The sequence below is a fragment of the Syntrophorhabdus sp. genome, from assembly GCA_012719415.1.
Taxonomy (GTDB): Bacteria; Desulfobacterota; Syntrophorhabdia; order Syntrophorhabdales; family Syntrophorhabdaceae; genus Delta-02.
Genome location: JAAYAK010000201.1, coordinates 1 through 6,008, shown reverse-complemented (window position 1 = coordinate 6,008; position 6,008 = coordinate 1). Strand labels below are relative to the sequence as shown.

Sequence of the window (6,008 nt, the reverse complement as noted above, 5' to 3'; positions counted from 1 at the left end):
TCGCCCTCGCCGCCTCCAATTTCGGGGACACAATACTAAAATAGTTTCTTGACAAGGGCGTCGAGGCCGTATTGTCGCGCGTGCGCGGATAATTCAGTATTGTGTCCTGAATGGCACTTACTTAAGGGGTTCCTCACAAGAATCTGTGCACCATTTCAGGCTCAGGAAGTTCTCCCAAGCAGTGGTATAAGGCCATGATGTAGTACGTGGCGGTGCGGAATCCGTAACAGCGATGGCTGACGACCTTGGCCTTGTTGTTCATTCCCTCGACGGCCCCATTGTCGATGCGGAGCTCGAAATAGTTGAGCACGTCTTCGAAATGGTTTTTCATCGTCCAGGCGAAGTCGCGCATGGGCTTAAGCCGGGAATGCGTTGCCCACCAGAACCATTTCTTGAGAAACTTGCGGGCTCCGGCCTTGGTGCTGTAATTCCAGAACTCGCGAAAGCTTTCCTTGAGCAGGTAGGCCCGGTTGCTGCGCAAGTTCAATCGCTCGAGATGGCCAAGTCGGGCGCGCTGTTTGTCAGTGAGGTTCTCCGGGTTTTTCAACCAGATGTAACGCGTCTTCTTGAGCAATTCGGGGTTGGTCTTGCGCAGTTCGTGTGCCTCGTCGCGCCGCACCTGGTCGACTGCCTGCAAGAGTTTCTGCACGACGTGGAACTTGTCAAAGACGAGCACGGCATCGGGCAACCGCAGTTTGATCATATCGATGTACGGCTGCCACATATCGCAGCAGACCCCCTTTATTCGACCTTCCAAAGCGTTGCCGTGTTCGTCGAAGAAGCGCTTCAGGGTTTCCAGGCTGCGGCCTTCGCCTGACCAGATGAGACGCTTCTGTTTCAGGTCGTAGACGTTGGTGACGTAGACGTGGCCCTTGCGGCGCGAGATTTCGTCGATCCCAATGTAGAGCACGCCACCCAGGTCTCGGTGAGCCAGCCCGTACGACACCGCCTGTCGCACCGCCGTTGCCACCGTGTTCCAATGGACCCCGAACAGCTTGCCCACTTGCTCCCAGGGCAGCAGCTTGCACCATGACGATAATAGCCAGATAAGCCCCTGCGACAGACGGCATTTTCCCTGGCTCCACGGAATCTCTTCCACCAGAATCCTGCCGCAGGATCCGCAACGCACGCGGGTCGGCGCGTAACGTAATGTTACCGGAATTCCCCACAACGGCACATGCCGCCAATCGCGGGAAGCCAACCGGTCCCGCACTCGGCTCAACGTCCCGCACGTGCCGCAGGGCTGCCGCCAACCAGCCCGCACATCCAGTTCCACAATCAATCCTCCGCCCTCTTCAAACACCCGCTTCACCATATGCCGCTTGACTCCCAGCGTCTGTCGAACGATACTCTCTACAAGTATGTGCCTTGCCTCGTGAAACCAAAGCCTTGGAGAACTCTGGAAATACACGACTTGGTACATGCTTGTCCATCTCAAAGCTGCACAGATTCGTGCGACGAACCAACCAACTGGACATTGTCGGGACCGGCAAAGAGGAGAAATTAAGAAAGCTACTGGAAGCGCTCGCAGATTATTCGGCAGAAGTCCGGTAGGTAGTCACTGGAGCAGGAGTACAACGACTATGGACACAATGCTGCACGGTCATCTTCACTATCGTTGTGCGATTGATTTGGAGTCACTTCATGAGAACCGTAACGACTGGCAGGACCTCGTCAAAAGGGTACGCTCCTGGGTGGCAGCGGTTGCCGGAGTTGATGAACGAGAGTTGGCCAAGCCGTGGTTCTATTTAGGAGATCATTGGGGAGCTGGGTGCCCGTCAGCTTTTTCCTTAGAAACGTGTCAAGCAGGGTGCGCTCCAGAAAGCGATGTGCCGATAAATTGGGCGTGCCGAATCGAGCATCCGTGTCGTCAGCACAAGAGCTGCCGCTGGCGCACAGACATCACCATCACAACGGTCTCTTCCAAGTTATTCCGACTTGTACTTATCAACCAGCGATTTGTGCGCTCCAACTACGTGGGGGAAGAGCCTGCGGCACCTGATCCCTCCGTACCTAACTTCATTCAGATCCTTCTTAAGGCCAAATCGTGGAAGTGCAGTGCTGGGTCGGAAAGCCTTAATCCGAAACCAGTGATTGCCAGAGTCGGATGTTTCGATCTCGTCAAGAAGACGCTTCAAGACTCTGATCGAGGATGTCCGATTGTGTACGTATCCAGGGATTTCGAGACCAAGGAACCCCTCATCGACGCTTCTTTTTTGGCGCGATATTTGGCCGGTACGGCTGTTGTTTATGTGGCAGAGAACAGCGAGGCAGACAAGGAGACTGAAGCGCTGTTTCAGAAGGATTTCCGCTGTTGGGGCGGTATGGTGCGCGTGTATCAGCCGCGGGTGGACTTCAGCGACCCGCGTGACGCACGACGCCACAGGTTCTTCACAACCAAGATGATTCAGGAACTTGGCAGCGACGAGGTGATGCTGCAAATTGTGCGGGCTTGTTGTCGCCGAGCCTACCTTCTACGGCCCGGAGATATTGCCTCTGTCGAGGACGTTTATGCAAAAAAGCGCATGGAGCGTCTGAGGGAGCTGGCTGGCGAGCGACAAGTCGAGGATACCGAACTCAATAAACTCATAGAGTCGGTACAAGAGGACAATGACAAGTATCAGAAGGAGATAGAACACCTTCGGCAGGAAGTCGAGTTCCTGACTGGCCAGGTGGCAGAACGAGATGACCGATTACGTGCAAAGGAGCACGAATTCGAAGCCTATCAACAGGCCACACAAGACGCTTACGCGCGCCGCGATGAGCTTGAAACACGATGCCAGGCCCTCGCGGCCTTGAAAGAACTCCCCCGTGACCTATTGGGTGCGCTCAAACTCATTGGAAGACTGCACGCCGGAAGGGTGGTGGTGCTTGATGATGCGTTGAAATCCGCGGAGACAGCAAACTTTGAGGTTCGATCTTTGCCTGATGCCTGGGAGTGTCTCTGGGGGATGGCTACGGTGCTTTACGACTTGTTCTTTTTGCCGGACCAACCACAAAACAAAGAGAGTGCCTTTAAAGACGCCACAGGATTCGAATTGACTCTGAGTGAAGGACGCCAGACGAATAGGGACCGCAGATTCGCGAAGATGAGGACGCGGCAGTTCAATGGCAAAACCATCGACATAACCCCGCATGTGAAGTCTGGCAATAAGCCTCCCAAATGTCTGCGAGTGCATTTCTACGTCGACCACGAAAGTAAACGTCTTGTAATTGGCCATTGCGGAGACCATTTGGATACGTACACAACGCGGAAACGTTAAACGACGCAACTGGGCCATAGGAGTCATCATGGGCGATATCAAGCTATTCCGGATTGGCAAGACCAAGGTGCAGCAGCTTGGGGGGAAGTCGCTGGCATTGGAGCGGTCGCTGCAGACGATGATCGAGAAGCATCTGGAGGAGTTGCTGGGAGTGCGCTTCCTGGCGACGGAGTATTCGACGGGGAAGACGCACCGGGGTCGCATCGATACGCTGGGCATCGATGAGAACGGATGCCCGGTGATCATCGAGTACAAGCGAGCCACCAACGAGAACGTCATCAACCAAGGGCTGTTTTACCTGGACTGGTTGATGGACCACAAGGCCGATTTCAGAATCCTGGTGCAGGAGACCATAGGCAAGAAAGCTTCAGAGAACATCGAGTGGAGTAACCCGCGGTTGTTGTGCATCGCCGGGGATTTCACCAAGTACGACGAACACGCCGTGCAGCAGATCAACCGCAACATTGAGTTGATTCGGTACGTGCGGTATCCCGAGGACCTCTTCCTGCTCGAACTGGTTAACGCAGTGCAGGCGGGGCGGGCCGCAGAGGCGCCGAGCGCGGTTGTTGCCGGGCACACGTACAAGACCGTCGCACAGCACATTGACGACGCACCGGAATCGCTGAAGGACCTCTTTGAGGAGTTAAAGCAGATGCTCTTGTCGTTTGGAGACGATGTACAGGTGAGTATCCTGAAGTTCTACGTGTCGTTCAAGCGGATCAAGAACTTTGCATGCGTGGAGTTGCGGCCAAAAGACCACTCCATTCTCGCGCACCTGAATCTGTCGCCAGCAGACGTGAAACTGGAGAAAGACTTCACCCGCGACGTCAGCAAAATCGGCCATTACGGCACTGGCGACCTCGAAGTCCGTATCCATTCCAAGGACGACCTGGAAAGAGCCCGGACGCTGTTCGAGAAGTCCTACGAAGCGAGTTGACGCGACAACGCATGAGGAAGGAGTCTGGCATGCCAAGAGCGGGCAAAGGGCAAGCGGCAAAGTACCCCATGTACAACAAAGGCGAAAATGCCGAGCGGGCGCGGCGTAGCCTTCCTATCCTTGTACGCCAGGTCAAGGCGGGGCAGGGAATCAATTATGGACAGTCTTTGAACGAACTTGGCATGTATCTGAGTCTGCAACGATGTTCAGCGGGAGTTTGCCCTCGCGGCACGAATGCACACGCTCATACACAGATTTGCGCTCTGGAAATTCGTATTAAGGCGCAGAGAGGGGTACCGCATGGCAGTTGACGATATTGGCACACTCAAGACGGAACTTCCCGAAGTTTTCGGCCACGGCGTGTTGCCTCCCGACTGGGAGGATGAGTGGATTCTCGTGCCCGTTAATCAACCGGATGCATTCCCTGAGATCGAGAGCAAAGTGCTTTCGGACTTCGAGGATGCCCTTATCGATGAAAGACAGTTATCTTGCGATCTCGTGCCCTTGCAGGCGCCTCTTGCTCTCCCTGATATCTCCATTATTGACACGGCCGATGAGCTATTCGCTCACGGTCAGGCGTCATTTCCAGGCGCGCCCAATCACGATTGGAAGAAGGGAGGCTATCTTCCGCCGGATGCGTGTGCGTTTTATTTGCCCTTTCATTACTTCTATCCCGAGTACTGGGGCATCTATCTCGTACCTGAAAGGGTGGAGGAACTGGCGCGGCTTTTTGTCGAGCTTTCTCATGGGAAACTCACGCTCTGCGAGGCGCTTCGCGTCTCTCGGCTGTTCCTCTACGGGCATGAATTCTACCATCACCGCTTCGAGTCATTTGCCACGCGCCTTGAAGTCACCCATCGACAACCGTTGTACAAGACCGGGTTCGAGACTGCCTACAGACAGGCAATGCAGGAGAAGAGTTGTCCTGAGGAGGTTCTGGCCTGCGCCCACGGCTTCAGGATTGCCAAGCATAAGGCACCCAAAGACAAGAAGGCTGCTGTTGTGGCCGCTTTGAAGACCTACCTTGATGGCCTCGGTGCACCGTATGAGAACGCGACCAAGTACTTCACTGACAAGCCGTTTGCCACGTGCGAAAATGGGTGGCAGGAGACCTGCCACCGTAACGCATTGGAGTCCCGCGAGAAGGGCTCAGGACTTTGGTCTTGCTTCTCACAGGGCACCCGCGGCATTGGCGATATACGGAGCCGTGTTGTCTACCTCGTTCATCGGGGCTCAAGATTCGCTCAACGCATTCCCCACGATATGCGCGCCCTTCGCTATCGTGAAGTCGCCAAGAAGCTTCGCGACTTGGCGGGTTGCGAGATTGTGCGCGATGGAAAGGGGAGTCATGCAGTCTGGCGGGGCCCTAATGGCAAGACCTTCCCGGTGCCCCGTCACCCTGGCGATCTGTGCGGGGGGACACTGAGCAAGATCATCAAGCAAGCAGGGCTGGAGATGCCATTGTCCGAGTTCGTGCGGGCCTAGATGTAAGTCAAAGTGTGAAGGCGTCAGTGTGGCGTTCGTTGGCTATCCCGTGCGTATTCCGAGCCAGTCCGCCCACCCATTCCGAGGGAATCCGGCCACGTTGGCGATGGATGCTGCCGAAGGAGCCTTGGCGCCGCGGGATAGTCCATTCCAACAGGGCCATGCTCTACCGTTTGGGGTTTTCGGGAACCAGCAGGTAGTCCACGCCGGGGAAGAGATTGTCCATTCGTGAGATATTGCCGATCCTCACAAGTCTTTGCGCGCTTGTACGTATGCATTCTCGGGACCCACAGCACCCCATTCCTGCACGTCAAACAGCCGCC

Annotated in this window: 4 protein-coding genes; 3 read left to right on the top strand and 1 reads right to left on the bottom strand. The window is 55.4% G+C overall.

Annotated elements, in window-relative coordinates; genetic code table 11:
* Positions 1 to 133 precede the first annotated feature (133 nt).
* The gene (locus GXX82_11390) at positions 134 to 1,315 is read right to left on the bottom strand and encodes an ISL3 family transposase (GenBank protein ID NLT23640.1); all 1,182 of its coding nucleotides are present in this window, start codon (positions 1,313 to 1,315) and stop codon (positions 134 to 136) included.
* Between the two features lie 268 nt (positions 1,316 to 1,583).
* On the opposite strand from GXX82_11390, the gene GXX82_11385 reads away from it, so the two are divergent.
* From GXX82_11385 to GXX82_11375, 3 genes are all read left to right on the top strand, one after another.
* Entirely contained in the window at positions 1,584 to 3,263 is a 1,680-nt protein-coding gene (locus GXX82_11385; protein ID NLT23639.1) for a hypothetical protein, read from the top strand.
* 28 nt (positions 3,264 to 3,291) lie between these two features.
* On the top strand, positions 3,292 to 4,200 hold the full coding sequence (locus GXX82_11380) for a DUF91 domain-containing protein (protein ID NLT23638.1): 909 nt from the start codon (positions 3,292 to 3,294) through the stop codon (positions 4,198 to 4,200).
* 1,263 nt (positions 4,201 to 5,463) lie between these two features.
* A complete protein-coding gene (locus tag GXX82_11375; GenBank protein ID NLT23637.1) occupies positions 5,464 to 5,685 on the top strand; it encodes a type II toxin-antitoxin system HicA family toxin in 222 nt (73 codons plus the stop codon).
* The last annotated feature ends 323 nt before the right edge of the window (positions 5,686 to 6,008 follow it).

What these genes read in the sequence shown, in the direction of transcription:
- GXX82_11390 (NLT23640.1), bottom strand. Translation starts at nt 1,315, where the DNA reads ATGGTGAAGCGGGTGTTTGAAGAGGGCGGAGGATTGATTGTGGAACTG.
- GXX82_11385 (NLT23639.1), top strand. Translation starts at nt 1,584, where the DNA reads ATGGACACAATGCTGCACGGTCATCTTCACTATCGTTGTGCGATTGAT.
- GXX82_11380 (NLT23638.1), top strand. Translation starts at nt 3,292, where the DNA reads ATGGGCGATATCAAGCTATTCCGGATTGGCAAGACCAAGGTGCAGCAG.
- GXX82_11375 (NLT23637.1), top strand. Translation starts at nt 5,464, where the DNA reads ATGCGCGCCCTTCGCTATCGTGAAGTCGCCAAGAAGCTTCGCGACTTG.